The organism is uncultured Streptococcus sp. (assembly GCF_963528215.1).
Classification (GTDB): domain Bacteria; phylum Bacillota; class Bacilli; order Lactobacillales; family Streptococcaceae; genus Streptococcus.
Genome location: NZ_CAURVL010000008.1, coordinates 1 through 27,000, shown reverse-complemented (window position 1 = coordinate 27,000; position 27,000 = coordinate 1). Strand labels below are relative to the sequence as shown.

Here is a 27,000-nt window from a genome sequence, read left to right as displayed (position 1 = left end):
ATGAGAGAATAAGAAAAGAGTAAGAATTTTTCATTCTTACTCTTTTAGTTTGTATTTTAATCTTCGTCACTCTAGTCATCTCCACCGTTACCGGAAGATGAGTCGTTGTGGTTAGAAGAGCTATTGTTTGAATCACCAGAATGCTCACTGGAAGCTGATGTGTCAGAGCTAGCTTCTGTACTGTAACTGCTATAGCTAGAATAGTTATAGTACTGCTGGTTATTGTAGTAACGGTTATAGCCAGTACCACTGTTGAGGTAGACATAAGAGCCACTGCGGTAGAGACCATCTGGCATTTCCCAATCTTCTGAAGCAGAGCCATCTTGAGCTAGGTAAAGCATCATTTCGCGGTAGACATCTGTTGCTACCTTAACCCCGTCATCAAGGATTGGTGTCAGGCGGTTAGAGTAGCCGGTCCAAACAGCCATTGAATACTTAGGCGTGTAACCAACGAAGAGCTCGTCTGGTGTGACAATGCTAGAGTAGTAGTAAGGCTTGGTCAGTTTGGCTAATTCATCATCAGCATAGTTGGAGGTTCCGGTCTTACCGGCCTGATAAACCCCAGAGATAGCAGCGTTTGTACCTGTACCAGACTGCAAGACTGTTTTCATCATATCGGTCATCATGTAGGCTGTCGTTTCCTTCATAGCCTTGGAACCATTGTTGGAGAAGGTCTTCTCTGTTCCGTCGCTGAAGACAACGCGATTGACATACTGAGGCTTGTAGTAAGTACCACCATTGGCAAAAGCAGCATAGGCAGCAGCCATTTTTTCACTGCTGGCTCCGTATTCGTTGCCGGATTTGCTGGTATTACTTGAAAAGGCATTAACATAGAACATTTCAGGATAGTTAATCCCAATACGATTTAGGAACTTGAGGGACTCATCCAAACCAACGGCTTCCAGCGTTTTCACGGCAGTAACGTTACGGGATTCCTGAATAGCGTATTGAATCGTCATCCCGCCATAATATTTCTTATCCCAGTTGTAGACTGGTGTGCTGGAATACGGGAAATTATATGGAGCATCCGTGATAGGAGCAGCTGTCGAAGTATAGACTTCATTTTCCAGAGCTGGAGCATAATCGGTGATTGGCTTCATTGTTGAACCGAAGTCACGGTTGGTTTCAACAGCTTGGTTGGTACCAAAGGATACGTTGGTAGATTGGTTACGAGAACCGAGCTGGGCAATGACTTTACCAGTTTGCACATCCATAACAGTGGAGGCAACCTGCATTTCGTCATCTGGATAAGCTACATAATCTCCTGTGTTGTAAATATCCCAGAGTTTCTTTTGGGCATCAGTGTTGACGTTTGTATAGACTTCCATACCAGTTGTCAGGACATTGTAGCCAGTCTCTTCTTCTACTTGTTCAATTACTTCCTTAAGATAATTATCCATGTAAGCGGGATAACTAGTGGAAGCTTTCAAACTTTGAAGTCCGTCGGTTACAGGGGTATTCTTAGCTTGCTCATACTGCTCATCTGTGATGTACTTGAGATCATGCATCTCACGAAGTACCAGATTACGGCGGTTGGTTGCAGCCTCTGGGTGAGTGTAAGGGTCGTATTGGTTAGGTGCCTGAGGCATACCTGCCAGTAGAGCTGTTTGGTGTAAGCTCAAGTCTTTTAGGTCCTTGCCATAGTAGCTTCGGGCTGCTGTCTGCATACCGTAGTTACTGTTAGACATGTAGACTTTGTTGACATAATAGGTCAAGATTTGCTGCTTGGTTGCTTTGCGCTCAAGCTGAGCGGCCAGCCAAGCTTCTTGGATTTTACGTGAAAGGGTCGCGTCCGAAGAAGAAGTTGAGAAATAAGACAGCTTAATCAACTGCTGGGTTAGAGTTGAACCACCTTGACGGCCCCCGCCACGGATGTTACTGATAAGGGCACCTGCAATCCGAATAAAGTCCACCCCGCGGTGGTTGAAGAAGCGATGGTCTTCGATGGCGACAATGGCGTTAACCAAATCCGTAGGTATTTCACTAGTTTCAGCATTGACCCGCTTTTCAGCGCCTAGGTCCGCAATCAAATTGTTATTGCTGTCAAAAATCTTACTGGATGTGGTCGCAATCAGGTCTTTTTCAGAAAGCTTGGGAGCCTTGACCGCATAGTAGGTAAATACCAAACAGCCGATCACGAATCCAATCATAAGCAGGGTTATAAGTGCACTTGCAAGATATTTTAAAGCCTGCATAAGAGTTTGTTTATTCATTTATAATACCACCTAGTAGTTTTTGTTCGATAATTTCAAGATAAGGGATGCTGGGAAGCTGCTGCATTTCAATCGGATAACCATGCTCTTGAATATAGCTTAAGGGCATGGACTTCCCTCCCTTGTCGATCTTGTAAAACTCAATTAAATAAGAAGCGGGAAGTAGGTAAGTCTCCCTTAAGCTGGAAAAATGTAGTAAGACAAAGCAGATGCCCTTTTGCTCAAGGACAGCCTCCATGTGCTCAATCTGATGCGAATGAAAATTTTTCATGGGCATCGATTTTTTCTGTCGGGTTTCCTTGGCTTCAAAGTCAATATAATGGCCCTTGTAGACGCCAGAATAGTCTGTTGTGGAAGCTTGCCGAAAGTAAGCCTCTACAATCTTGGCTCGGCTACGGTGTGGATAATCAACCTTGACAATCTGAATGGGGGTGGGCTTTTTATGGATGACAGCGAGTCCTCTGCTAAGATAGTAGTTGTTGGATTCGTTGATCATCTTTTCAAAAGACATCCCACGGTTGGCAAAGTTAATCATGCCGGAAACCGGCCTATTGATACTGCTTTTTGCCTTTAGCTTATGCGGATAGTTGACCATAAAACTCCTTATTGGTACAATAGCATCACTCTATTATACCACAAAAAACTTTTTTAAGGGAGAATAAATGACCAGTCTATTAATAACAGGCTACAAAGCCTTTGAAATCGGCATTTCGACGGAAAAAGATATGAGAATAAACATCATAAAAGAAGCCGCTAAGAGGGACTTAATCCGTTTTTTGGAAGATGGAGTGGACTGGCTGGTTTTTATGGGTAATCTGGGCTTTGAGTCTTGGGTTTTGGAGCTAGCTAATGAATTGAAAAAGGATTATGAATTTCAGATGGCAACCATCTTTCTCTTTGAGAATCAAGGTGAAAATTGGAACGAAGCCAATCAAGCAAAATTAGCTGCTTTTAAGCAGACCGATTTTGTCAAGTATGCTTATCCGACCTATCAAAATCCCAGCCAGTTTCGTGATTACAATCAATTCATCATTCAAAATACCAACGGAGCCTATCTCTTTTACGATGAAGAACAGGAGACAAAACTAAAATATCTTTACCAAGAAATGAAAAAACAAGAACAATATTTTATCAAAAAATTAACATTTGATGACCTGAATGAAGTGGCCGAAAATTTTTCGGGAAATTAGATGATAAATCTTGATTTTTATTAGGCATTTTGTTTATAATTGAATATGATAAACTAGATTGGAGAGAGAAGATGGCAAGTATTATTTTTACAGCAAAAGATATTTTTGATCAGGATTTTAAACGCGAAGTACGCGGCTATAGTAAGTCCGAAGTGGATGAGTTTTTGGATGATATTATCAAGGATTATGAGACTTATGCAGCCTTGGTAAAGGAGCTGCGTGAGGAAAATCGCCGTCTCAAGGAAGAGTTAGCTGCGAAGCCAGTTGAAAAAGCACCGGTTGAGCCGACTCAGCCTGTCCAATCAACACAAGCGACTCAGTCAACTGCAGAAAGCTTCCCTCAGATGACTTCTGCGACTAATTTTGATATCTTGAAGCGCTTGAACCGTCTTGAAAAGGAAGTATTCGGAAAACAAATTCTGGATCGTGAATAATGGTTCTTTTTAGAACAGTGCAATTTTTGGATAATCGCGTGGAAATTTTAGATTTTCATGAGGAAAGTCCATGCTAGCACTGGCTGTGATGCCGGTAGTGTTTGTGCTAGGCGAAGAAATAAGCCTAGGGACGGATTTTTCCGTTACGGCGACCGAAAGGGCTAAGTCTTTGGATATGTCTGATTAGGTCTGAAAGTGCCACAGTGACGTAGTTCTTCTGGAAACAGAAGAAGTGGAACGCGGTAAACCCCTCAAGCTAGCAACCCAAACTTTGGTCGGGGCATGGAATGCGTGGAAACGAACATTGCATTCTGACTGGAAACAGTAGACAGATGATTATCGAAGGAAATGGTGCCTAGTCATTTCCGGAACAAAACATGGCTTACAGAAAATTGCATATAGGCTGAGGCTGGGACGGCAAGTCCTGTCCTCTTTAAATTTTATAATAGAATAGCAAGAGAGTGGCTGAGCGCTCTATTCTCTGCCAAGTTCAACTAGCTGTTGCTTCATTTGTCTGATGGACATTTCAAGGAATGAGCTAATTGATAAATGGCAGCGAAACCTTCTCAGCCCAAAATTTAAAAAGGGAGAGTGAGGAAAATCGATGTGACGAAATCACGATTTTTGTCTCACTCCCTTTGTTTGTATAGATTGGAATCCATTTAAAAAGCCAAGATGAAAGAAAAATTTAATTTAATTGCGACCGCAGCGGCAGGGCTAGAAGCTGTCGTCGGCCGTGAAATCAGAGAGCTGGGACTTGATTGTCAGGTCGAAAATGGCCGGGTTCGCTTTGAGGGTGATGTCAGTTCCATTATTCAAACCAATCTCTGGTTGCGCGCGGCCGATCGGATTAAGATTGTAGTTGGCAGTTTTCCAGCCAAGACTTTTGAAGAGCTCTTTCAGGGAGTTTTTGCTCTGGATTGGGAGAATTATCTACCGCTGGGAGCTAAATTTCCTATTTCCAAGGCCAAATGTGTCAAGTCAAAACTTCACAATGAGCCTAGTGTTCAGGCTATTTCTAAAAAGGCAGTTGTCAAGAAGCTGCAGAAGCATTATGCACGTCCGGAAGGGGTGCCCCTGCAGGAAAATGGAGCTGAGTTTAGGATAGAGGTTTCTATTCTAAAAGATGTAGCGACGGTCATGATTGATACAACAGGGTCTAGCCTCTTCAAACGTGGCTATCGTGTCGATAAAGGCGGTGCACCGATTAAGGAAAATATGGCAGCGGCCATTTTACTCCTGTCCAATTGGTATCCAGATAAGCCTTTGATAGACCCGACTTGCGGCTCTGGTACTTTTTGTATCGAGGCAGCCATGATCGGGATGAAGATAGCGCCGGGACTCCATCGTTCCTTTGCCTTTGAAGACTGGAATTGGGTGGATAAAGACCTGGTAGCTCAGGCTCGCTCGACTGCACTCAGTCAGATTGATCAGACCATCCAGCTGGATATTTCTGGATCGGATATCGATGGCCGTATGGTAGAGCTAGCTCAAAAAAACGCTGAGCAAGCAGGAGTAGCAGAGCAGATTCACTTTAAGCAGATGCGTCTGCAGGATTTGCATACAGATAAGATTAATGGTGTGATTATCTCTAATCCGCCGTATGGGGAGCGCCTCCTAGATGATGAGGCTGTGACTCGTCTTTATCAGGAGATGGGAGAAACTTTTGCTCCGCTCAAAACCTGGAGCAAGTTTATCCTGACTAGCGATGAAGCTTTTGAAAGCAAATATGGTAGTCAGGCCGATAAAAAACGCAAACTTTATAATGGAACTTTAAAAGTTGATTTGTATCAGTATTTTGGCCAGCGGGTTAAACGTCAGTTAGATTAGAAAGGATTTGCCGTGACGAAAGAAGAAAACTACTCACCGGAAGAAGAAAAGAAAGAGTCGGTCCTTGATTTTGAAGAGGCCAAGGAAATGACAGTCGGTCAAGCTACTCGTAAAAAAGAGGAGCTGGAAGCCGGTGTGAATGAAAGCGACAATGTGCTGGATAAGTATATCAAGCAGCACCGTCAGGAAATCGAAGCTGGAAAATTTGAAACCCAGAAAATCAGAAAGCTGCAGGAGCAGGAAGCGGCTCAAGCTGAGCAAGCCACTTCTGATTTGACCGATTTCATCAAAGAAAGACGGCAAGAGGTTGAAAGTGAGCAGGAGATTCCAACAGCACAGTCGCCCGGCACTGAGACAGCAAGTGAACCAGAAGCAGCTCCAAACCCCTTAGGTTCTCGCAGTCAACGCTCAGAGCAGGAAGATGCGGTTCCCGCTGCTCCCGTTCAAAAGACATCTTACGGTCCTATTCCAGAACCGCTTGATGAGAAGGAATTACAGGTTACTAAGACGCCTTTCTACAAGAAAAAAGCTTTCCTTTATCCAGTCTTAGGACTTTTAGGGATTGCTGTAGCGGGCACAGGGCTTTACTTTGCTCTGGGGCATAATTGGGGCCACAAGACCGTTACAAGCTCCAGTTCTTCAACATCGCAGTCCAGCAAAAAGAGCTCGTCTTCCTCTAGCTCTGATAATATTGCCAAGGATTTGAAGTCCTTTAATGATGAGTATGCTGCATTCTTCACAGATAGCAATCAGACAGCTGTCAAAAATAGTAAATTTGGCGACTTGGAAAAATTAAAAACCTTACTTGAAAAGCTAAAAGGCAGCAAAGACTATGATGCAGCCAAGAGCAAGTATGATTCCCTAGTAAAACAAATTTCAGCTATCCAAAGTGTCAATTCGCAGTTTGATGGCGGAGCGATCACTGACGGCGTCTTGAACAAGGAAGCCAAGGCCAATACCAATGCGACCTTCTCAGATGTATCAAGTGGCAATGCTAAATTAGATGAAGTTCTAAAAGCAGCGATTGCCCAAGGACGCGGCCAACAGATTCCAACACCGGCTCCTGCTACTGATCAGGGAGGCACCGGTACGGGTACAAGCGGCGGTTCAAGCTCGTCTGCTTCTGGTTCAGGCGCTTCCAGCTCATACTCTGGCTATGGTCTTCCAAGCAATGGAGTAAATCTGCAGAGAGATCTCAGTCGAGTCCCTTATAACCAAGCGGCTATTGATGACGTCAACAATCCAGCTTGGACATTCAACCCTGGCGTTCTGGAGAAAATTTTGCAAACTTCTCGTGAGCGTGGTTATATTTCTGGTGATAACTATATCCTGGAACGCGTCAATATTATTAAAGGAAACGGCTACTATAACCTCTTCAAGCCAGACGGCACCTACCTTTTCAGTATCAACTGTAAGACTGGATACTTTGTTGGAAATGGACCAGGTCATGCTGATTCGCTTGATTTCTAGTCATCTGTGAACATTTCTTCAGCAGCTGGCTTTCAAGTCTGTTGATGGATTTGATTATACATGCACAAAAAAAGTTCTCGATTTCGAGAACTTTTTATTGTTTTAAATCACATGGCGTTCAAAGGCATCATCAGAGATCCCTTGGCTGAGAATGAGCTTAGCCCATTCTTTGGCTGAGAAGAGGCTGTGATCCTTGTAGTTTCCGCAGGATTCAATGGTTGTTCCAGGGACATCTTCCCAGCTAGTTGACTCAGCGATTTCTTCCAGACAGGATTTGATGACCTGAGCAATCTGGCTGGAGCTGTGTTGGCCCCACATAATCATATGAAAACCAGTGCGACAGCCAAAAGGCGAGCAGTCAATCATACCATCAATGCGCTTGCGAATCAGCATAGCCAGCAAATGCTCGATAGTATGCAGGCCAGCAGTCGGGATTGAATCTTCATTAGGCTGAACCAGACGGATATCAAAATTGGAAATGATGTCGCCTTTAGGGCCGGTTTCTTCTCCGATAAGGCGGACATAAGGCGCTTTGACGATGGTGTGATCCAGCTCAAAGCTTTCAACGATAACTTCTTTAGACATGGTTTCTCCTTTATAATGTAGCGAGTGCGAGAAGGTTTTTCTAGTGATATTAAGCCAAAGGTTTGTCTTGTTAGCGAAGAAAAAGCCTGTCTCATATACACAATTTCTTCTCTGATTATAGCATAAAAAATTTTTATTTGGGAATAAAGTTTACGTCTTAGAAAAATGAAAAGTTTGAATAATCCTGCTTATGTCTTGAAAAGGTTTTGGTGCTCATGCTTCTACAAACTTCGAAGATTTTGTCTCTAAAAAATGGACAAAAGCTTTCTTGATTTTCAAAAAATAGGTTTGTGAATTTTTTAGATTTGTGATAGAATAGTATGGAATTTTGAATTCAACAATTAAATAGATTTGGAGTAAAAACATGGACCTATTTCCTATAATTATGTCTGTTTTTGCTGCCATCATTGGTTTAGTGATTGGATATGTAAGTGTCTCGGCTAAGATGAAATCATCTAAAGAAGCTGCAGAGCTTACTCTTTTAAATGCTGAACAAGAAGCAACCAATTTACGCGGACAGGCTGAACGCGAAGCTGATTTGATTGTCAAAGAAGCCAAGCGAGAAACAAGTTCGCTTAAAAAAGAAGCACTTTTGGAGGCAAAAGAAGAAGCCAGAAAATATCGTGAACAAGTTGATGCAGAATTTAAGTCTGAACGTCAAGAGTTAAAACAAATCGAAAGCCGCTTGACAGAGCGTGCTTCTACCCTTGACCGCAAAGACGATAATTTAAGCAACAAAGAAAAGGCTTTGGAGCAAAAAGAACAAAGTCTCTCAGATAAATCTAAACACATTGATGCGCGTGAAGAACAAGTAGCGGAACTTGAAAAGCAGAAGGCAGCAGAGCTGGAGCGAGTTGCTTCGCTATCGCAGACAGAAGCGCGTGATATTATTTTGACGCAGACCGAGGACAAGCTTTCTAAAGAGATTGCGACTAGAATTCGGGATGCTGAGCAAGATATCAAAGAGCGGTCTGATAAGGTTGCGAAGAATATCTTGGTCCAAGCCATGCAGCGTATTGCCGGTGATTATGTAGCTGAGCAAACCAACTCAACGGTGCATCTGCCAGATGACAGTATGAAGGGTCGGATTATTGGCCGTGAAGGTCGCAATATCCGAACTTTTGAAAGTCTGACTGGTATTGATGTCATCATTGATGATACGCCTGAAGTGGTTACTCTCTCAGGTTTTGATCCGATTCGACGTGAGATTGCTCGTATGACCATGGAAGCACTCTTGAAAGATGGCCGCATTCATCCAGCCCGCATCGAGGAGTTGGTTGAGAAGAATCGTCTGGAAATTGACAATCGCATCCGTGAGTACGGGGAAGCAGCAGCTTATGAAATCGGAGCTCCTAACCTGCATCCTGATTTGATGAAAATCATGGGTCGCTTGCAGTTCCGTACTTCTTATGGTCAGAACGTCCTGAGGCATTCTATTGAGGTTGCCAAGCTTTCCGGTATCATCGCTGCTGAGCTAGGTGAAAATGCTAATTTAGCTCGCCGTGCTGGATTCCTCCATGATATTGGCAAGTCTATCGACCGTGAGGTTGAAGGCAGCCACGTGGAAATCGGGACAGAACTGGCTCGTAAGTACAAGGAGCATCCAGTTGTTGTTAATACGATTGCCAGTCACCACGGAGATGTGGAAGCGGAAAGTGTCATTGCTGTTATCGTAGCTGCAGCAGACGCTCTCAGTGCTGCTCGTCCAGGTGCCCGCAGTGAATCTCTGGAAAGCTATATCAAGCGTCTCCAAGATTTGGAAGAAATCGCTAATAGCTTCAAGGGTGTCAAGAACAGCTTTGCTTTACAAGCCGGTCGTGAAATCCGGATTATGGTTCAGCCGGACAAGATTAAGGATGACAAGATTACGATTTTGGCTCACGATGTTCGTGAAAAGATCGAAAATAACTTAGAATATCCAGGCAATATCAAGGTAACAGTTATCCGTGAGATGCGAGCCGTTGACTACGCAAAATAAAGAAGAAATGCAGTCTGGTAACAGATTGCTTTTTTCTTGAATGTTCTGCTGGCCTATTTAGTTTTCCGTATGATTGCTTGCTTATTTTTTCTATTTTCTCAAAACTCTAGACACATACATTTCTTCCTATCCTCTTGAAATATCAGCCTAATTTTGTTACACTAGATAGAAAGACTGTGAAGGAGACATGATGACGGAACGAGGCTTACTAATCGTCTTTTCTGGTCCCTCTGGTGTAGGAAAAGGGACTGTTAGACGAGAAATTTTTGAAAGCACTGATAACCAATTCCAGTACTCGGTATCCATGACGACTCGTCCTCAGCGTCCAGGTGAAGTGGATGGAGTTGACTATTTCTTCCGCACTCGCGAGGAGTTTGAAGAGCTGATTCGTCAGGGACAGATGCTGGAGTATGCAGAGTATGTAGGAAACTACTACGGGACGCCTCTGACTTATGTCAATGAAACGTTGGATAAAGGTATTGATGTCTTCTTAGAGATTGAGGTTCAGGGAGCTTTGCAAGTCAAGAAAAAAGTTCCAGATGCCGTCTTTATTTTTTTGACTCCTCCAGACTTAGAAGAACTCAAAGACCGCTTGGTCGGCCGTGGGACAGACAGTGCTGAGATTATCGCCCAGCGCATTGAAAAGGCCAAAGAAGAAATTGCCCTCATGCGCGAGTATGATTATGCCATTGTCAATGATCAGGTTCCGCTGGCTGCCGACCGAGTCAAGCGCGTGATTGAAGCAGAGCATTTCCGAGTAGACCGTGTTATCGGGCATTATCAGGATATGCTTCCCAAAAATGAAACGATTATTCGATAGAAAGTTAGAAATTAGGTAGAAAATTATGATGTTAAAACCGTCTATTGACACTTTGCTGGACAAGGTTCCGTCAAAATATTCCTTGGTTATTTTAGAAGCTAAACGCGCTCATGAGCTTGAAGCTGGAGCTCCTGCTACGCAGGAATTCCAGTCTGTTAAATCCACTCTTCGTGCTTTGGAAGAAATTGAATCCGGCAATGTCGTTATCCATCCAGATCCAGAAGGCAAGCGCGAGGCAGTTCGCCGTCGGGCAGAAGAAGAGCGCCTGCGTAAAGAAGAAGAAGAACGCAAGATTAAAGAGCAAATCGCTAAAGAAAAAGAAGAAGGTGAGAAGATTTAAGGTTGGGGATGCTCAATCTTATTTTTTCTGTGACGATGTTGAGGAAAGTGGGGTGAGAATATGAAGGTGGCAAAGATTATTGTGGATGTTCCTCTGATGCAGACGGACAAGCCCTATAGCTATGCTATTCCAGAAGAGTTTGTAGGGATGCTGACAGCTGGCATGCGGGTCCATGTTCCTTTTGGGCAGGGAAATCGCCTGATTCAAGGGATTGTGGTTGGTTTTGATGAGACAGGAGACCAAGAAGAGCTGAAGGAGATTGCGGAAGTCCTTGATTTCAGTCCCGTGCTGAATCAGGAACAGCTCTGGCTGGCGGATGAGCTGCGCAAGTCAGTCTTTTCCTATAAGATTAGCCTTTTAAAGGCCATGCTGCCTAGTCTTCTCAACTCCAGCTATGATAAACTACTCTATCCGACGGAGCTGCTGAATGATGAGGAGCATTCAGCTATCTTTGGTCAGGAGGACAGTCTTCGCTTTTCTGATTTGGACAAGAAAAGTCAGGCCAAGCTGATGCGACTGACCCAGACTGGCCGCATTCGGCTGGAGTATCAGGCAACGGACAAGAAGCATATTAAGACTGAGAAATGGTATCAGGTCAATCATACCGCTCTGCAAAATCATGACCTTCCCCGACAAGCCAAGAAAAAACAAGCATTAAAAGAAGTCTTGCTGGAGCAGCAGGATAGCCAGCTCTTGGCAGATTTGCGAGAAAATTTTTCGCGCGATATTATTAATTACTTTATCAAAGAAAACCTAATTAGCATTGAGGATAGAGAAATCAGCCGTTCTGTTGCTTATTTCCAAAAGGAGCGACAGCAGCAAAGTCTGACCTTAAATGATGAACAAGCTGCAGCGGTTGCGGCAATCACTCAGAAAATTGGTCAGAGTCATTCTCAGCCAGTTCTCTTAGAAGGGGTTACTGGCAGCGGGAAGACTGAAGTTTACCTTCAGGTCATCGCAGAGGCACTGGCCCAGGGCAAGACCGCTATCATGCTGGTTCCGGAGATTTCTCTGACTCCGCAGGTTACAGATCGCTTTATTTCTAGATTTGGCGACCAAGTTGCAATTTTGCATTCAGGTCTGTCTGACGGTGAGAAATATGATGAGTGGCGCAAGGTGGAGCGAGGAGCTGCCCAGGTCGTTGTCGGCGCGCGTTCAGCTATTTTTGCTCCCTTGACAAATATTGGAGCCATTATCATTGATGAAGAGCATGAGTCCTCCTACAAGCAGGATTCTAATCCTCGCTATCATGCTAGAGAGGTGGCTCTCCTGCGAGCTCAGTATAATCAAGCTGTCTTAGTGTTAGGTTCGGCAACTCCGAGCTTGGAGAGCCGTGCCCGAGCAAGCCGTGGAGTCTATGATTTTCAGCTGCTCAGCAAGCGTGCAAATCCGCTGGCGCAGATTCCTCAAGTGGAAGTGGTGGATTTTCGGGATTATATCGGGCAGCATGAGGCCAGTAATTTCACCCCAGTCCTGCTAGAGGCTATTCAAGATCGTCTGGATAAGGGAGAGCAGACGGTTCTCATGCTCAACAGGCGGGGGTATTCCAGCTTTGTTATGTGTCGGGAATGTGGGACCGTTGACAGCTGTCCCAACTGTGATATTTCTCTGACCCTGCATATGGACACTAAGACCATGAACTGCCACTACTGTGGTTTTACTAAGAATATTCCTCAGAGTTGTCCTAACTGTGCCAGCCGCAGCATTCGCTATTATGGTACTGGGACGCAGAAAGCTTATGATGAGTTGATTCAGCTCTTTCCACAGGCTCGCATTTTGCGGATGGATGTAGATACGACCCGTAAGAAAGGCAGTCATGAAGCCATTTTAGAAAGCTTTGGTCAGGGTCAGGCAGATATTCTCTTAGGCACCCAGATGATTGCTAAGGGGCTGGATTTTCCAAACGTGACGCTAGTTGGTGTTCTCAATGCAGATACTGCTCTTAATCTACCGGACTTTCGCTCTTCAGAGCGAACCTTCCAGCTGCTGACTCAGGTGGCGGGCCGGGCTGGTCGGGCTGAAAAGGCTGGTCAGGTCTTTATCCAGTCCTACAATCCTCATCATTATGCCATTGAATTTGCCAAGCAGCAGGATTACGAGGGCTTTTATGCTTATGAAATGGGAATCCGCCGGCAGCTAGGTTATCCGCCTTATTACTTTACGGTCGGACTGACTCTTTCGCACAAGGATGAAGAGACAGCAGTGCGAAAAGCTTATGAGGTTATGGATATTCTGCGGAGCGGTCTGTCAGAAAAAGTGCAAATACTGGGTCCAACGCCGAAGCCGATTGCCCGCACCCATAATCTCTATCATTATCAGATTTTGCTCAAATATCGCTTTGAAGACAAGCTGCAGACGACGCTAAATCAAGTCTTGGACTGGACACAAAATCGGGACAATAAAGATTTACGCCTGACAATTGATAATGAACCACAAAATTTTATGTAAAGCTTTTTAGCCGAGATTAAGGTTGTTGTAGACGACTTCTGATATAATAAGGGAAGGAACAAAAAAGGAATCAATAGTTGAAAATGATGAAAATAATATTTATGGGAACACCGGACTTCTCAGCGACTGTCCTAAAAGGGCTGCTGGACAGCGGTCAATACGAAGTGTTAGCAGTGGTAACGCAACCGGACCGTGCCGTCGGCCGTAAAAGAGAGATTCGCATGACTCCAGTAAAAGAATTGGCCTTGGAATACGGGCTGCAAGTTTATCAACCGGAAAAGCTGGCTCAAAGCTCGGATTTAGAGGAGCTGATGAACTTAGAAGCAGATGGTATTGTCACAGCTGCTTTTGGGCAGTTTTTACCTAGCCGCTTACTGGACAGTGTTGACTTTGCGGTGAATGTTCATGCTTCTTTGCTGCCTAAATACCGAGGTGGTGCGCCCATTCACTATGCTCTGATCAATGGTGATGAGCAAGCGGGTGTTACGATTATGGAAATGGTCAAGGAGATGGATGCTGGAGATATGATAGCCAGCAGAGCGGTGCAGATTGAAGAGACTGACAATGTTGGAACTCTCTTTGAAAAATTGGCGCTTATCGGTCGAGATTTGTTGTTGGATGTGCTGCCAGCCTATAGGGCAGGGCAGATTATCCCTCAGCCGCAAGATCCTAGTCAGGTCACTTTCTCTCCGAATATCAGCCCAGAAGAAGAGAGGATAGACTGGAGCAAAACAAACCGCCAAATTTTCAATCAAATTCGCGGCATGTATCCTTGGCCAGTAGCTCATACCTTGCTGCAGGGGCAGCGCTTTAAGATTTATGAAGCAGATATGGTAGATGGCGACGGTCAGCCTGGACAGATATTGTCTATTAGTAAAAAAGAACTGGTGGTTGCAGCTGGTAAGGGAGCCCTCTCGCTGAAGACGGTTCAGCCTGCTGGCAAGCCCAAGATGGCTATCGTTGATTTTTTGAATGGACTGGGCCGCAGCCTGTCCATAGGAGATGCTTTTGGAAAGTAAGCAAAAAACGGCCCGTTGGCAGGCCTTGGAAATTTTGGAAGAAGTTTTTGAAGAAGGAGCCTATTCCAATATCGCCTTAAACCGAGCTCTGAGTCAAAGTCCGCTGAGCCAAGCAGATAAAGGTCTGGTAACAGAGCTGGTTTACGGCACAGTTGCTCGGAAAATCACTCTGGAATGGTATCTATCCCATCTGATTGAGGATAGGAACAAATTAGATAACTGGCTCTACATTCTGCTTATGCTCAGTCTGTACCAGATGCTCTATCTGGATAAAATCCCTCAGCATGCAGTTGTTCATGAGGCTGTTGAGATTGCGAAAATCCGTAAGCGTGGCAGCGAGAAATTTGTCAATGCCTTGTTACGTAGGATTGAGCGTGAGGGTGTGGCTGATTTTGAAACAATCAAGCGCAAAAACAAACGCTATTCGATCCAGTATTCTTTGCCGGTCTGGCTGGTCAAAGACCTGATAGAAGAGTTTGGCGAAGAAAGAGCTCTAGCTATCTTTGCCAGTCTCTTTGTTCGCAGCAAGGCCAGCATTCGCGTGACGGATATGTCGCGCAAGGCAGAGCTTCGCCAGCTTTTAGGGGCTGAGAACTCGCTTTTATCTCGGTCAGCCTTGGTTAAAAGACAGGGGCATTTTGCTGGGCATCAGCTCTTTGAAAGCGGAGCGATTACGATTCAGGATGAGTCTAGCCAGCTTGTGGCTCCAACTCTGGACATCGAAGGAGAGGAGGAGATTTTGGATGCTTGCAGTGCACCGGGGGGCAAGACTGTTCACATGGCTTCCTATCTGACGAGCGGCCACATTACAGCCTTGGACCTCTACGATCATAAGTTAGAGCTCGTAGAAGAAAATGCAGAAAGAGTGGGCTTGGCAGATAAAATCACAACTAAAAAGCTGGACGCGACCAAGGTATTTGAGACTTTTGGCCCAGATGCTTTCGATAAAATCCTGGTGGACGCTCCTTGCTCAGGTATTGGCTTAATTCGCCGCAAACCAGATATAAAATATAATAAAGAAAATGCAGATTTTGAGAATTTACAAAAAATTCAGCTGGATATACTAGACAGCGTTTGTCAAAGTCTACGTAAAGGTGGTATAATAGCTTATAGTACTTGCACGATTATGGCCAAAGAGAATTTTGAGGTTGTTGAAAAATTTCTGGCCAGTCATCCGAACTTTGAGCAAGTCTTATTAGACCATGAAAGAAAAGATATCGTCAAAGACGGCTGTATCTTAATTACGCCGGAATTATATGAAAGCGACGGATTTTTTATCAGTCAATTTAGGAAGATATCGGAATAAGAGGAGGAAACTGACAGTATGGAAATTTCATTATTAACAGATGTTGGTCAAAAGCGTACAAATAACCAAGATTATGCCAATCTTTTTGTGAATCGGGCGGGCAAGACCCTGATTATCTTGGCAGATGGTATGGGCGGTCACAGAGCTGGAAACATTGCCAGCGAAATGGCTGTGACAGACTTAGGAGCTGCCTGGGTTGATACTCAGATTGATTCGGTGAATCAGGTGCGTGAATGGTTTGCGGAGCACTTGGAAGAGGAAAATCAGCGCATTCATCAATTTGGTCAAGATGAAGAATACAAGGGCATGGGTACGACTTTGGAAGCCTTGGCTATTATTGATAATCAAGCCATCTATGCTCATATCGGTGATTCTCGTATCGGCTTGATTCGCGGTGATGAATACCGTCAGCTGACTAATGATCACTCGCTTGTTAATGCTTTGTTGAAAGCTGGACAGATTACTCCAGAAGAAGCGGAGCGTCATCCGCAGAAGAATATCATTACCCAGTCTATTGGTCAAAAAGACGAAGTGCAGCCTGACTATGGCATGATTACCTTGGAAGATGGTGACTACCTTCTGCTTAATAGTGACGGTCTGACCAATATGATTTCAGATAGTGAAATTTGTGACATTGTCACCAGCGACATCAGCCTGTCTGAAAAAACAGAAACCTTAATTCGCTTTGCCAACAATGCTGGAGGACTGGATAACATCACAGTTGCTCTGGTTCGCTTTGACAAGGAGGATAAGGCATGATTCAAATCGGCAAAATCTTTGCCGGGCGATATAAAATCATCAAGCAGATTGGCCGCGGAGGCATGGCAGATGTCTATTTGGCCAAGGACTTGATTTTGGATGGTGAGGAAGTTGCGGTAAAGGTTCTTAGGACCAATTACCAGACAGATCCTATCGCTGTCGCGCGTTTCCAGCGGGAAGCTAAGGCGATGGCTGACTTGGACCATCCGCACATCGTTCGGATTACTGATATTGGGGAAGAAGATGGCCAGCAGTATCTGGCTATGGAATACGTGGCAGGTCTTGACCTCAAGCGCTATATCAAAGAGAATTCTCCGATTTCAAATGAAGAAGCAGTCAGAATCATGGGACAAATCTTGCTGGCAATGCGCTTGGCGCATACACGAGGTATTGTCCATCGTGACCTGAAACCACAAAATGTCCTCTTGACCCCAGATGGCAATGCCAAGGTAACAGACTTTGGGATTGCGGTGGCCTTTGCAGAGACAAGTCTGACTCAGACTAACTCAATGCTAGGCTCGGTTCATTATCTATCACCTGAGCAGGCGCGTGGCTCTAAAGCAACTGTTCAAAGTGATATTTATGCGATGGGGATTATTTTTTATGAAATGCTGACTGGTCATATCCCTTATGATGGGGATAGTGCCGTTACGATTGCCCTGCAGCATTTCCAAAAGCCGCTGCCATCCATCATTTCTGAAAATCCTAATGTGCCTCAAGCCCTGGAAAATGTGGTCATTAAGGCGACAGCCAAAAAACTGACGGATCGTTATCAGTCAGTTGCAGAGATGTATGTTGACTTGTCCAGCAGCTTATCTTATGAGCGTCGTAATGAAAAGAAATTAGTCTTTGATGATGTAGCGAAAGCAGACACCAAGACCTTACCAAAAATCTCACCTGTACCGCAGCCAGCAGTTCCACCTGTTAAGCCAACTCCAGCTAAAACGGAATCGGATGAAGTTAAGGAAGAGACAGCTGATACGGTTAAGAAAGTTCCAAAGAAACGTCGTTTGAGAACGCGTTACAAGGTGCTTTTCTTTGCAGTCCTATTGGTTTTGGCAGCTTTTGTTGTCCTTCTCTATAACAGCCCGTCTAATACTAGCGTGCCAGATGTTTCTGGTCAGACTGTGGCAGAGGCTCGCTCCGCTATAGAAGCTAAGAAGCTGGTTGTCGGAGAGGAAAAGGAAGAATACAGTGACAATGTTGAATCTGGCAAAGTCATTAAAACTGATCCACAGGCAAATAGTCAGCGCCGCGAAGGCAGCAAGATTGACCTGATTATTTCCAAGGGACCAAAGACCTTTGTGATGGAAGATTATGTCGGTCAAGCAAAATCGGCCGTGTTTGAAAATCTGAAAACAAACTATAATGTTTCTGAGAAATTGATTGAGGTTGTTGAGGAAGAATCGGACGAGTATGAGCCAGGTCAGGTCATTCGCCAGTCACCGGCAGCTGGTTCGACCTATGATTTGACTTCTAATCATAAGATCAAGCTGACAGTGGCGAAAGAAGTAACTAGTGTGTCCATGCCGGACTTTGGCAGTATGCAGTATACCTACGCTAATGCACGGTCTTACTTGATTCAAATGGGAATTTCTTCTTCTCGAATTGAGCGAGTTGTTGACCGTTCAGTCACTTCGACTCAGGCAGACTTGGTAACTTCTCAGTCACCAGCGGCTGGTCAGACAATTGACCTCAAATCTAATGAAAAAATCACTCTTTATGTGACAGAAGCAACGACACCATCATCATCTAGCTCGTCATCATCATCGTCTAGTAGCAGCTCAAAGAGCAGCTCATCGTCTGAAGATAGTGGACATGGAACTAATTCCAGCTCATCTGATAGTTGATTAATAAACCATCCATTTCAAGTTTTTTATCTTAAAACGGATGGTTTTTTCTTATTTACTGGACAAATTTCCCCATTTCATGCCTTGGACGGAGGATTTTTGGTCTAATTTTGTTAAAATAGGAAGGTAGAGAAAGGAAACGGCTATGTGGAAAGTTCAATTATTTGTCTTTGTTGAAACAGTCTTATTATCCATGGCATTGGTGACCATGCTGGCAGCTGATTTTTCACGAGTTGTCATTATCTTGGTCCTTTTTTTGCTGCTGCTCTATTATTACTTCGGCAAGCAAAAAGGGAATTTTCTGCTGGTCGCTTCCATGATTATGCTGTTTTTCATTATTATGCTCAATCCCTACGTCATTGCTGCCCTTTTATTTGCGCTTTTTTATGGGATGATTGTGGCCTACCCTTATATCTATAAGGAAAATCAAGAAACCCATCTCGTTTACGAAGAAGATGTGGAAATTCAGAGTGAAAAGAATCGCTGGTTGGGGGACCTGCAGCATTTTTCTAAGGATAGCTGTCAATTCCACGATATCAATCTTTTGCGTATCGTTGGGAAAGACACCATTCATTTGGAAGACGTGATTTTGGTTAATCATGATAATGTCATTGTTATTCGAAAGGGGTTTGGCGATACCAAGATTATTGTGCCGCTGGATGTGGAAATTCAGCTGCAAATCAATACTCTTTACGGGGAGCTGAACTTTCTGCATCATCCATCTCGCAAGCTGCGCAACGAAACCATTTCGCTGACGACACCAGACTATAAACGGGCCAATAAGACAGTGAAGATAGTCCTCGTCAGCTTCTTAGGAAATGTGGAGGTTGTCAGAAAGTGAAGAAATCAAATTATTTTCTCATTCTCCTCTATACTTTCTTTGTTTTATTTATCATTTTCCACTATATTTTTAATATTTTTGATTTCACTTGGCAGGAGCTCTTTAATGATTTGGAGCTGTTGCAGTCGTTTGTGTTCTTTGTTGTGATTATCGGTTTATCACTGACTATTCTGATTGTGATTGCGGCCCGCTTGATACAATATCTGTCGGTAGCCCATGTGCAAAAAAATCTTCGGCATTTGCTGGATGGACGGAGGCTGGAGCCGACAGACCAGCCCGAGCTGGATCGTTCTCTGCATCAGCTCGAGAGAAGGCTGCACCGTCTGACAGAGAATCTCCAAAAGTCTGAAAATCAGACCCTGCAGACAGAAGAAAAAATTATCGAAAAAGAACGGCGGCGGATTGCGCGTGATTTGCACGATACTGTCAGTCAGGAATTATTTGCAGCCAATATGATTCTTTCAGGAGTGGCTGGAAATGTAGAACGGCTCGATGGAGAAAAACTGCAAAAGCAGCTCAAGGGGATTGCCGATATTCTGGACACAGCCCAGAAGGATTTGCGGATTCTCCTACTCCACCTGCGGCCTACAGAGTTGGAAAATAAGACTCTGGTCGAAGGTATGGATGTGATTATCAAGGAGCTGACTGATAAAAGCGACATTGATGTTCACTTCAATCATCAGGTTGGGCATCTACCCAAACAGATGGAGGAGCATGTCTTCAGGATTATGCAGGAAATTATCAACAACACACTGCGGCATGCCCAAGCCAGCCGACTAGATATTTACCTCTATCAGGCACCTAATGAACTTAAAATCAAGGTATCTGATAATGGCGTTGGTTTTGATCCGCTGGCCCAGGATGAACTCAGCTACGGCTTGAAAAATATGGAAGACCGTGTACGGGATATGGCGGGGACCTTTAAGCTTTTGACTGCCCCCAGAAAAGGTCTTTCTATTGAAATCACGATACCTTTACTAGAAGGAGAAGATCATGAAGATATTGTTAGTGGATGACCATCAGATGGTCAGATTGGGATTGAAAAGTTATCTGGAACTGCAAGATGATATAGCAGAAGTATCTGAAGCAGTCAATGGTAAAGAAGGAGTTGAGCAGGCTTTGGCAAGTCGTCCGGATGTGATTATCATGGATATTGTCATGCCTGAGATGAATGGGATTGAAGCGACACTGGCCATTTTAAAAGAGTGGCCAGAAGCAAAGATTTTGATTTTGACTTCTTATCTGGATAATGAAAAAATTTATCCTGTTCTGGATGCAGGGGCTCATGGATACATGCTCAAGACTTCTAGCGCTGAAGAAATTCTCCGTGCTGTCAAAAAAGTGGCCAAGGGAGAATTTGCCATTGAAACAGAAGTCAGCAAGAAAGTGGAATATCATCGTAACCATATCGAGCTCCATGAAGATTTGACAGCTCGTGAGCGTGATATTTTAGGGCTGTTAGCCAAGGGTTATGAGAATCAACGGATTGCGGATGAGCTCTTCATTTCCCTCAAAACGGTCAAGACTCATGTCTCCAATATCCTGTCCAAATTGGAGGTGAGCGACCGCACTCAGGCAGTTGTTTATGCTTTTCAGCACCATCTTGTCCCACAAGAAGACTTTTAATGGTATAATAGAAAAGATTAAGATTGGACAAGGGGAGATATGGACGCAAAATTAAAGTATAAGGCAAAAAAGATAAAAATTGTCTTTTTCGATATAGATGATACCCTGCGGGTCAAGGATACAGGTTTTATCCCAGACTCTATCCAGACAGTTTTCAAGCAGTTGAAGGACAAAGGGATTTTGACGGGTATTGCGTCTGGACGGGGAATGTTTGGTGTCGTGCCGGAGCTGAGAGCTTTGCAACCAGACTTTTTCGTTACCCTGAACGGAGCCTATGTCGAAGATAGCAAAGGGAAGGTGATTTCTCAGACGGTTATCCCAGCCGATAGAGTGACTTCCTATATTGCTTGGGCTCAGGGGGAAGGGATTGACTATGGTCTGGTCGGCAGCCATGGAGCAGCCTTGTCCAATCGAAATTCTCTGATTTCAGAGGCCATTGATGTGGTTTATCCAGATTTGCCCGTTAATCCAGTCTTTCATTTAGACAAGGATATTTATCAGCTTTGGACCTTTGAAGATAGAGGAGATAGCCTGCAGCTGCCAGAGGCGTTAGCGGAGCATCTGCGTTTGGTTCGCTGGCATCCTCATTCGTCAGATGTTGTACCGACAGAAGGTTCCAAGGCAGCCGGAGTTTCCAAGGTTGTCGAACATCTGGGCTTGAAACCTGAAAATGTCATGGTTTTTGGCGACGGACTCAATGATTTAGAATTGTTTGACTATGCAGGAATTGGCATTGCCATGGGCGTTTCCCATGAGGAACTGCGAAAAAGAGCAGATTATATTACAAAAACAGTAGAAGAAGACGGTATTTTTGCCGCTTTAGAGGAGTTAGGTATGGTAGAAAAAGAATTACATTTTCCACAAGTAGAACTTGCAGCAGCAGAAGGTCCAAAAGCGACTATCAAGACTAATCATGGGAACATGAAAATTCAGCTGTTTCCAGAACAGGCACCAAAAACAGTTGCTAACTTTATTGGACTTGCTAAAGAAGGATACTATGACGGTGTGATTTTCCACCGCATTATTCAGGACTTTATGATTCAGGGTGGTGATCCTACTGGTACCGGTATGGGCGGTCAGTCTATCTATGGCGAGAAATTTGAAGATGAGTTTTCACCTGAGTTATACAATATTCGTGGGGCTCTTTCCATGGCAAATGCTGGGCCGAATACTAACGGCAGTCAATTCTTCATTGTTCAAAATAAAGATCTTCCTTATTCAGCTAAGGAATTGAGCCGCGGCGGCTGGCCTGAAGCTATCGCTGAAGTCTATGCCAGTCAGGGAGGAACACCGCATTTGGATCGGCGCCATACTGTCTTTGGTCAGCTTGTTGATGAAGCATCCTACCAAGTTTTGGACAAGATTGCAGCTGTTGAGACGGGTGCGATGGACAAACCCGTGGAAGATGTTGTGATTGAGACCATTGAGGTAGAAGACTGATGAAAATCGGTGATAAATTAAAAGGCAAAATCACTGGGATTCAGCCTTATGGAGCTTTTGTTGAGCTAGAAAACGGAACGATTGGCCTGATTCATATTTCAGAAATTCGTCCGGGCTATATTGAAAATATCCATGATAGTGTAAAAATTGGGCAGCAAGTCTTAGTGCAGGTTGTGGACTATGATGAATTTTCTGGGAAGTCCAGTCTGTCCATGCGGACCTTAGAAGAAGAAAAGCATCGCCTTCCTAGACGCCACCGCTTTTCAAACGACCGCTGTAAAATTGGTTTTGAGCCTTTAGGCAGACAGCTGCCTATCTGGATTAAAGAGGCAAAAAAATTCTTAAAAGAAGAAAAAGTTTAAAAAATATCCTGTTCTCTTATCGAACAGGATATTTTGCTTAGATAGACTTGCTATTCAATTCATAGCCGACTGCTAAGTTGAAACGGACTTGTTTTTCAAAAAATACTAAGCATCAAATTCATAGAGGGCGGTAGACAGGTAGCGTTCGCCGTTATCAGGTGCCAGAGCAAGGACTTTCTTGCCAGCTCCTAGTTTTTTCGCTACTTCAATAGCTGCGAAAATAGCGGCAGCAGATGAAATCCCCACTAAGAAGCCTTCCTGACCGCCAATATAGCGTCCGAATTCCAGTGCTTGATCAGAAGTTACGCGGACAATACCGTTGTATGCTTCTGTATCTAAGGTCTCTGGAATGAATCCAGCTGAAAGTCCTTGGATTTTGTGAGGACCTGGCTTCTCACCAGAAAGGATAGCAGATTCGTCTGCTTCAACTGCGTAGATTTGGATGTCCGGATTAACTTTTTTGAGAGCGTGAGATACACCGGAAATAGTTCCGCCAGTTCCGACACCGCCAACAAAAGCGTCCAGTCCAGTTTCACCGAAAGCAGCAATAATTTCTGCTCCTGTTGTTCGTTCGTGAACCTCTGGATTGGCCGGATTGTTAAACTGCAGTGGCAGCCAGCCATTTCGTTCTTGGGCGATTTCCTGTGCTTTTGCAATAGCACCCTTCATTCCTTCGCTACCCGGAGTCAAGACTAATTCAGCACCATAAGCTTGGATAATTTTGCGGCGCTCCACACTCATGGTCTCTGGCATAACAATTACAACCTTGTAGCCTTTGGCTGCTCCAACCCATGAAAGGCCAATACCAGTATTTCCGCTGGTTGCTTCAACGATAGTATCGCCAGGCTTAATAAGGCCATCGCGTTCAGCCGCCTCAATCATGCTGAGAGCAATCCGATCTTTAACAGAAGAGCCGGGATTGAAAGCTTCTAACTTCACATACACCTCAGCAGCTCCTTCTGGAACCAAGTTGTTCAATTTGACAATGGGGGCTTGCCCAATTAATTCTGTAATATTTTGATAAATACGTGACATAGGATACATACCTCAATATAATTTAATAGAATTAGTATAAAATGAAACAAGCGCTTTGTAAAATATAAAAAAGCTATGAGAGCCATAGCTTTTCTTTATGTCAAAACGTCAAGGGGAGTTCTACTTGGCGCAGTCCGTGATCCATCATCTCCAATTTGCCCTTAAAAAACTCAGTCAGTTTGTCTTTAAGCAGTTCTCTTTCACCTTTGTCAACGAAAAGAAGAGTGGAGACAGTATCTGTAAATTCAGTATCGTATTCAGCAAGATTTTCCGCCTTGAGAAAATTCGCAAAATCCTGATATTGGCTGTAAGACAGTTGTAGGCGCAGGCCAGCCTGTTCTTTTATCTCAACCAGTCCAATCTCCTTAATAGCCAGAGCAACACTGCCGGCATAAGCTCGAATCAGACCGCCGGCTCCTAGTTTAATACCGCCAAAATAGCGAGTAACCACAACGCAAAGATTGGTCAAATTGTGCTTTTCTAGGACTCCCAGCATAGGAACTCCGGCTGTTCCGCTGGGCTCACCATCATCGCTGGTTCGCTTTATATCACTCTTTTCCCCAATGATAAAAGTAGAGCAGTTATGAGTGGCCTTGTAATGTTCTTTTTTTATAGCAGCTATAAAAGCGCGAGCCTCTTCCTCAGAGTAAACTCGTTTTACATGGCAGATAAAGCGGGATTTTTTAATTTCCTCTTGAAACATGCCATCTTCTTTAATTGTCTTAAATTCCATAACTATATTTTACAAAAAAAGATGGATTTTGCCAAAAAATTACGAATAAATAAGTATGTTAGAGTTACAAGATTGTTTAGGACGGATATTTACAGAAAATCAGTTAGAGTCTAGCTTGCGAGCAAAAGCAAAAGAAATTCCCAGTATCCGAGAAGAAAAAGGCAAGCTCCGCTGCGGACGCTGCAACAGCTTGATTGAACGAGAAAATCAGCTACCTGTTGGAGCTTATTATTGTAGAGAATGCTTAATCTTGGGTCGGGTACGGAGTGACCAACAACTCTACTATTTTCCTCAAGAGGATTTTCCTAAAAATCAGGTGCTTAAATGGCAGGGGCAACTGACAGAGTTTCAGGGGAAAATCTCCAAAGGCTTACTTGATGCGCTAGAGAAAAGGCAGAATACGCTAGTGCATGCTGTTACTGGCGCTGGAAAAACAGAAATGATTTACCAAGTGCTTGCAAGAGTTATTGATAGAGGTGGTTCTGTTTGCTTGGCCAGTCCGCGGATTGATGTTTGTTTAGAGCTTTATCGGCGCCTTAAAGAAGATTTTTCTTGTGAAATAACCCTTCTGCATGGGGAGTCAGAAGCTTATTTTCGCAGTCCCTTGGTGATTGCGACCACTCACCAGCTCTTGAAATTTTATCAGGCTTTTGATTTGCTGATTGTGGATGAGGTAGACGCCTTTCCTTATGTGGATAATCCCATGCTGTATCACGCTGTAGAGCGTTCAGTTAAAGAGGATGCTACAACTATTTTTCTGACAGCTACTTCCACGGATGAACTGGATAAAAGGGTTCAAAAAGGTGAGCTGAAACGCCTGAGTCTTCCCAGAAGATTTCATGGTAATCCCTTGACTATCCCTCAGAAAGTTTGGTTATCTGATTTTCAAAAATATCTTCAGAAGAAGAAAATAGCACCTAAGCTTTTAAAATATATACAAAAACAGAGGGAGACTCAATTTCCTCTTTTGATATTTGCTGCAGAAATTCAAAGAGGAGAGGATTTTGCTCAGGCTCTGCAGATTGCTCTGCCGGATGAAAAGCTAGCTTTTGTCGCCTCCACAACAGAAAATCGTCTGGAGATTGTTGAACAGTTTCGTCGCAAGGAGATCACTATTTTGGTGACAACGACTATCTTAGAGCGTGGGGTGACTTTTCCTGGCGTAGATGTCTTTGTCTTGGAAGCCAATCATCGCCTATTCAGTCGTAGTGCTCTGGTTCAGATTTCAGGCCGAGTTGGCCGTAGTATGGATAGACCGACGGGACAGTTGCTATTTTTTCATGATGGGACTACCCTTGCTATGGAAAAGGCAATTCGGGAAACGAGAGATATGAATAAGGAGGCGGGATTATGACAGAGTGTCTTTTATGCAAAGGGCAAATTGAGGACAAAAGTAGTTTTTTACGGCTTTTTCTATTAAAAGAAGAAGGACCAAGCTGCTGCTCCACTTGTTATCAAAATTTTGAACGCATATCTGAAGAGCATTGCCCTCGCTGTTTTCGCGACGGGAAATCAGATTTATGCACGGATTGCAAAAAGTGGGAGGAAGAGGGAAATCAAGTCCAACACCAGTCACTATTTACTTATAATCAAGCAATGAAGGCTTATTTCAGTCAATATAAGTTTCAGGGAGACTATGCATTGCGCTTTGTATTTGCAAAAGCAGCTAGAAAAGCAGTCAGAATGTTTAGAGAGCATACCATTGTTCCGATTCCAGTCAGTGTCGAAAAATTTCAAGTTCGAGGATTTAATCAAGTGCAGGGGATTTTAGATGCAGGAAAAGTAGCATATAGAAATATCTTAGAGAAAAAAGACACCATAGCCCAGTCTAGCAAGACTCGTGAGGAGCGTCTGCAGACGCAGCAGGCTTTTAAAATTAAGAATGGAGTTGATTTACCAGATAAAATTTTGCTGGTTGATGATATCTATACGACTGGAAAAACCTTACAATTAGCCAAGCAAATCTTATTGGAAGCCGGTGTGAAAGAAGTATTGTCATTTTCAATCGCAAGATAAGAAAAAATTTGCAAAAAAGGAATGAAAGCGTTATAATGATATTATAAATAAAACATTTATGTTTAGAAAGAAGGTACTTATATGCTTAAATATAGTATCCGTGGTGAAAACCTAGAAGTAACAGATGCTCTCCGTGACTACGTAGTTTCTAAACTTGAGAAGATTGAGAAGTATTTCCAAGCAGAGCAAGAACTTGATGCGCGTGTGAACCTCAAGGTTTACCGTGAAAAGACTGCGAAAGTGGAAGTGACAATTCCGCTAGGCTCCATCACTCTTCGTGCAGAAGATATCTCTCAGGACATGTATGGATCAATTGATTTGGTCACAGATAAGATTGAGCGCCAAATCCGCAAAAATAAGACCAAGATTGAAAGAAAGAATCGCAATAAAGTTGCTACAAGTCAGCTTTTCACAGATTCCTTTGCTGAAGAATCAGAAGAAGTTCCGTCAAAAGTTGTCCGTTCAAAACATATAGATTTGAAGCCGATGGACTTGGAAGAAGCGATTCTGCAGATGGATTTACTGGGGCATGATTTCTTTATCTATTCCGATGCAGAGGACAGCAGCACAAATGTTATATACCGTCGTGAGGATGGAGATATTGGACTGTTAGAAGTCAAATAAATAAGAAAAGAGGGTTGAGAGCATGTTTGAACCGCACCCCAAAAGTTAGACAGAAAAAATCTAACTTTTGGGGTGTTTTTA

The 27,000-nt window shown here is 43.8% G+C and carries 25 protein-coding genes and 1 other RNA gene; 21 read left to right on the top strand and 5 right to left on the bottom strand.

Features of this window, described 5'->3' with window-relative positions:
• Positions 1-71: 71 nt before the first annotated feature.
• Positions 72-2,213 carry a penicillin-binding protein PBP1A gene (gene pbp1a, locus RWS24_RS04885; RefSeq protein WP_314365959.1) on the bottom strand — a complete coding sequence of 714 codons (2,142 nt, stop codon included), beginning with the start codon at positions 2,211-2,213 and terminating at the stop codon, positions 72-74.
• A complete protein-coding gene (gene recU / locus RWS24_RS04880; protein ID WP_002908157.1) occupies positions 2,206-2,808 on the bottom strand; it encodes a Holliday junction resolvase RecU in 603 nt (200 codons plus the stop codon). The genes pbp1a and recU overlap by 8 nt, the downstream gene beginning before the upstream one ends.
• 67 nt (positions 2,809-2,875) lie before the next feature.
• Between recU and RWS24_RS04875 the strand changes: the two genes are divergently transcribed.
• The 5 genes from RWS24_RS04875 (at position 2,876) to RWS24_RS04855 (ending at position 7,137) form a co-directional block, all read left to right on the top strand.
• On the top strand, positions 2,876-3,403 hold the full coding sequence (locus RWS24_RS04875; protein ID WP_314365956.1) for a DUF1273 domain-containing protein: 528 nt from the start codon (positions 2,876-2,878) through the stop codon (positions 3,401-3,403).
• Between the two features lie 71 nt (positions 3,404-3,474).
• Entirely contained in the window at positions 3,475-3,837 is a 363-nt protein-coding gene (gpsB, locus tag RWS24_RS04870) for a cell division regulator GpsB (protein ID WP_050540614.1), read from the top strand.
• Between the two features lie 22 nt (positions 3,838-3,859).
• An RNA gene (gene rnpB, locus RWS24_RS04865) (RNase P RNA component class B) lies at positions 3,860-4,227 on the top strand.
• A gap of 285 nt (positions 4,228-4,512) precedes the next feature.
• Positions 4,513-5,667: a class I SAM-dependent RNA methyltransferase gene (locus tag RWS24_RS04860; protein ID WP_149566090.1), complete on the top strand. Its 1,155-nt coding sequence runs from the start codon at positions 4,513-4,515 to the stop codon at positions 5,665-5,667.
• 12 nt (positions 5,668-5,679) lie between these two features.
• The gene (locus RWS24_RS04855) at positions 5,680-7,137 is read left to right on the top strand and encodes a cell division site-positioning protein MapZ family protein (RefSeq protein ID WP_314365952.1); all 1,458 of its coding nucleotides are present in this window, start codon (positions 5,680-5,682) and stop codon (positions 7,135-7,137) included.
• Positions 7,138-7,239: 102 nt separating this feature from the next.
• Here RWS24_RS04855 and RWS24_RS04850 read toward each other — a convergent pair whose 3' ends face one another.
• Positions 7,240-7,722, bottom strand: coding sequence for an S-ribosylhomocysteine lyase (locus RWS24_RS04850; RefSeq protein ID WP_002893508.1), 483 nt, complete (start codon positions 7,720-7,722; stop codon positions 7,240-7,242).
• Between the two features lie 364 nt (positions 7,723-8,086).
• Here RWS24_RS04850 and RWS24_RS04845 point away from each other — a divergent pair, with 364 nt between their 5' ends.
• The 13 genes from RWS24_RS04845 (at position 8,087) to RWS24_RS04785 (ending at position 22,511) form a co-directional block, all read left to right on the top strand.
• Positions 8,087-9,700 (top strand): ribonuclease Y, encoded by a 1,614-nt coding sequence (locus tag RWS24_RS04845; protein WP_002893506.1) that lies wholly within the window; start codon positions 8,087-8,089, stop codon positions 9,698-9,700.
• A 187-nt stretch (positions 9,701-9,887) separates the two neighbouring features.
• A complete protein-coding gene (gene gmk / locus RWS24_RS04840; RefSeq protein WP_011837407.1) occupies positions 9,888-10,520 on the top strand; it encodes a guanylate kinase in 633 nt (210 codons plus the stop codon).
• A gap of 25 nt (positions 10,521-10,545) precedes the next feature.
• The gene (gene rpoZ / locus RWS24_RS04835) at positions 10,546-10,860 is read left to right on the top strand and encodes a DNA-directed RNA polymerase subunit omega (protein ID WP_314365947.1); all 315 of its coding nucleotides are present in this window, start codon (positions 10,546-10,548) and stop codon (positions 10,858-10,860) included.
• Between the two features lie 60 nt (positions 10,861-10,920).
• The gene (locus RWS24_RS04830) at positions 10,921-13,308 is read left to right on the top strand and encodes a primosomal protein N' (RefSeq protein ID WP_314365945.1); all 2,388 of its coding nucleotides are present in this window, start codon (positions 10,921-10,923) and stop codon (positions 13,306-13,308) included.
• Positions 13,309-13,391: 83 nt separating this feature from the next.
• A complete protein-coding gene (fmt, locus tag RWS24_RS04825; RefSeq protein WP_314365943.1) occupies positions 13,392-14,327 on the top strand; it encodes a methionyl-tRNA formyltransferase in 936 nt (311 codons plus the stop codon).
• Positions 14,317-15,633: a 16S rRNA (cytosine(967)-C(5))-methyltransferase RsmB gene (gene rsmB / locus RWS24_RS04820; RefSeq protein WP_314365941.1), complete on the top strand. Its 1,317-nt coding sequence runs from the start codon at positions 14,317-14,319 to the stop codon at positions 15,631-15,633. The genes fmt and rsmB overlap by 11 nt, the downstream gene beginning before the upstream one ends.
• Before the next feature lie 18 nt (positions 15,634-15,651).
• Positions 15,652-16,392: a Stp1/IreP family PP2C-type Ser/Thr phosphatase gene (locus RWS24_RS04815; protein WP_002893499.1), complete on the top strand. Its 741-nt coding sequence runs from the start codon at positions 15,652-15,654 to the stop codon at positions 16,390-16,392.
• Positions 16,389-18,242 carry a Stk1 family PASTA domain-containing Ser/Thr kinase gene (gene pknB / locus RWS24_RS04810; RefSeq protein ID WP_314365939.1) on the top strand — a complete coding sequence of 618 codons (1,854 nt, stop codon included), beginning with the start codon at positions 16,389-16,391 and terminating at the stop codon, positions 18,240-18,242. The genes RWS24_RS04815 and pknB overlap by 4 nt, the downstream gene beginning before the upstream one ends.
• Positions 18,243-18,387: 145 nt before the next feature.
• Complete coding sequence (liaF, locus tag RWS24_RS04805; RefSeq protein WP_314365937.1) at positions 18,388-19,083, top strand: cell wall-active antibiotics response protein LiaF; 696 nt, start codon at positions 18,388-18,390, stop codon at positions 19,081-19,083.
• Positions 19,080-20,099, top strand: a complete 1,020-nt coding sequence (locus RWS24_RS04800; protein WP_125408163.1) for a sensor histidine kinase — start codon at positions 19,080-19,082, stop codon at positions 20,097-20,099. Before liaF ends, RWS24_RS04800 begins: the two co-directional genes overlap by 4 nt.
• Positions 20,077-20,709, top strand: a complete 633-nt coding sequence (locus RWS24_RS04795; protein WP_002926512.1) for a response regulator transcription factor — start codon at positions 20,077-20,079, stop codon at positions 20,707-20,709. The genes RWS24_RS04800 and RWS24_RS04795 overlap by 23 nt, the downstream gene beginning before the upstream one ends.
• 39 nt (positions 20,710-20,748) lie before the next feature.
• A complete protein-coding gene (locus RWS24_RS04790; RefSeq protein ID WP_314365930.1) occupies positions 20,749-22,149 on the top strand; it encodes a bifunctional Cof-type HAD-IIB family hydrolase/peptidylprolyl isomerase in 1,401 nt (466 codons plus the stop codon).
• Positions 22,149-22,511, top strand: coding sequence for a S1 RNA-binding domain-containing protein (locus tag RWS24_RS04785; protein ID WP_002901252.1), 363 nt, complete (start codon positions 22,149-22,151; stop codon positions 22,509-22,511). The genes RWS24_RS04790 and RWS24_RS04785 overlap by 1 nt, the downstream gene beginning before the upstream one ends.
• Positions 22,512-22,616: 105 nt before the next feature.
• On the opposite strand, the gene cysK is transcribed toward RWS24_RS04785, so the two are convergent.
• Together cysK and RWS24_RS04775 are read right to left on the bottom strand one after the other, a co-directional pair.
• Positions 22,617-23,546: a cysteine synthase A gene (gene cysK / locus RWS24_RS04780; protein WP_314365927.1), complete on the bottom strand. Its 930-nt coding sequence runs from the start codon at positions 23,544-23,546 to the stop codon at positions 22,617-22,619.
• Positions 23,547-23,646: 100 nt separating this feature from the next.
• Positions 23,647-24,279, bottom strand: a complete 633-nt coding sequence (locus RWS24_RS04775) for a YigZ family protein (protein WP_314365925.1) — start codon at positions 24,277-24,279, stop codon at positions 23,647-23,649.
• Between the two features lie 55 nt (positions 24,280-24,334).
• Here RWS24_RS04775 and RWS24_RS04770 point away from each other — a divergent pair, with 55 nt between their 5' ends.
• From RWS24_RS04770 to hpf, 3 genes are all read left to right on the top strand, one after another.
• Positions 24,335-25,633, top strand: a complete 1,299-nt coding sequence (locus tag RWS24_RS04770; RefSeq protein ID WP_314365923.1) for a DEAD/DEAH box helicase — start codon at positions 24,335-24,337, stop codon at positions 25,631-25,633.
• Positions 25,630-26,295 (top strand): ComF family protein, encoded by a 666-nt coding sequence (locus RWS24_RS04765; RefSeq protein ID WP_314365921.1) that lies wholly within the window; start codon positions 25,630-25,632, stop codon positions 26,293-26,295. The genes RWS24_RS04770 and RWS24_RS04765 overlap by 4 nt, the downstream gene beginning before the upstream one ends.
• A gap of 81 nt (positions 26,296-26,376) precedes the next feature.
• Positions 26,377-26,919 (top strand): ribosome hibernation-promoting factor, HPF/YfiA family, encoded by a 543-nt coding sequence (gene hpf, locus RWS24_RS04760; RefSeq protein WP_314365919.1) that lies wholly within the window; start codon positions 26,377-26,379, stop codon positions 26,917-26,919.
• Positions 26,920-27,000: the final 81 nt, after the last annotated feature.